The organism is Mesorhizobium sp. M7A.F.Ca.CA.004.12.1.1 (assembly GCF_003997835.1).
GTDB lineage: Bacteria > Pseudomonadota > Alphaproteobacteria > Rhizobiales > Rhizobiaceae > Mesorhizobium.
Genome location: NZ_RZRK01001217.1, coordinates 1 through 1,216 on the forward strand (window position 1 = coordinate 1; position 1,216 = coordinate 1,216).

The window sequence follows — 1,216 nt, forward strand, 5'->3', positions numbered from 1 at the left end:
ACACGCGCTGTCAGTGGCGCGGCGGCCCGAACGAGCCGGCGCCGACATCGACGGTGATGCTGCCGGAAATCCTGACATCGGTATCGCCGATCTTGAATGTGCCGTTCTCGCCGGCTGGCAGCGCATCGTCCGGCTCTGGAGCCGGCTTGGCGATGCGGTAGTCGCCGGTCACGCCGGGCAGGGCGCCTTTTTGCGTCGACGACGAACTGTCGTCGGCAAGTGCCGCGCCGCTGATGAGGCTCGCAATGGCGAGCGCTGCAACGGCGATGACGCGGTGCAATGATCTGGACTGATGAGTGTCGGTCATCCCAGGACTATAGTGGCGCGCCGCCGATGGAACCAGACCGGCATCGTCAAATCTTCGACTACCTGCCGGACGGTCTCCGATCCGGCCCTGGCTTACGCCGCTTTCTTTCGCGTGTCGAAAACATGGTCGACGATGCCCCAGGACTGGGCCTCGCGGGCGGTCATGAAGTGGTCGCGGTCGAGCGTGCGTTCCACCTCTTCATAGCTGCGGCCGCAATGCTGCGCGTAAAGTTCGGCCATGTGCCGTTTCGTCCGGCCGATGCGCTCGGCATGGCGCTGGATGTCGGATGCCTGGCCCTGGAACCCGCCCAGCGGCTGATGCAGCAGGATAGTGGCATTCGGCAGGGAAATCCGGCGCCCCGGTGTGCCTGCCATCAGCAGGAACGAGCCCATCGAGGCGGCAAAGCCCATGCATACGGTGGACACCGGGCAGCTGATATATTGCATCGTATCGTAGATGGCGAAGCCGCTGGTCACCACGCCGCCCGGCGAGTTGATGTAGAGCGAGATCTCCTTGTCGGGATTGTCCGATTCCAGCGACAAAAGCTGCGCGCAGACCAGCGCCGAGATGTCGTCGTTGATCTCGCCGTTGATGAAGATGATGCGCTCGCGCAGCAGCCGCGAAAAGATGTCGAAGGCACGTTCGCCGCGGCTCGATTGCTCGATGACCATCGGCACCAGACTGGCAACACCGCTCATTGTCTCTCTCCGTCCGTTTTGTTTTCAGGCCGCGCGAAGCAGGAGGCGAGGCGTGTTTGCGGCGATTGGCTTAGATGACCTGTTCGCACCGAGCGAAACCCGGCAGCCGGCGCCTGCCATGGCGACGGCAGGCATGGCCTTGCGGGCAAAGCCGTCATGGACGATACGCAGATGCGTGCCGCCGGATACGGCTCGGGCAAGTGTGAAGGTG

The 1,216-nt window shown here is 63.6% G+C and carries 2 protein-coding genes and 1 pseudogene; all 3 read right to left on the minus strand.

Annotated features, from left to right (window positions below; all coding sequences use genetic code 11):
- Positions 1-10 precede the first annotated feature (10 nt).
- The gene (locus EN984_RS35240; RefSeq protein ID WP_127270738.1) at positions 11-307 is read right to left on the minus strand and encodes a hypothetical protein; all 297 of its coding nucleotides are present in this window, start codon (positions 305-307) and stop codon (positions 11-13) included.
- 92 nt (positions 308-399) lie between these two features.
- Positions 400-1,005 carry an ATP-dependent Clp protease proteolytic subunit gene (locus tag EN984_RS35245; protein WP_127270740.1) on the minus strand — a complete coding sequence of 202 codons (606 nt, stop codon included), beginning with the start codon at positions 1,003-1,005 and terminating at the stop codon, positions 400-402.
- A 24-nt stretch (positions 1,006-1,029) separates the two neighbouring features.
- A pseudogene (locus EN984_RS38445) lies at positions 1,030-1,216 on the minus strand (ATPase); the annotation flags it as partial.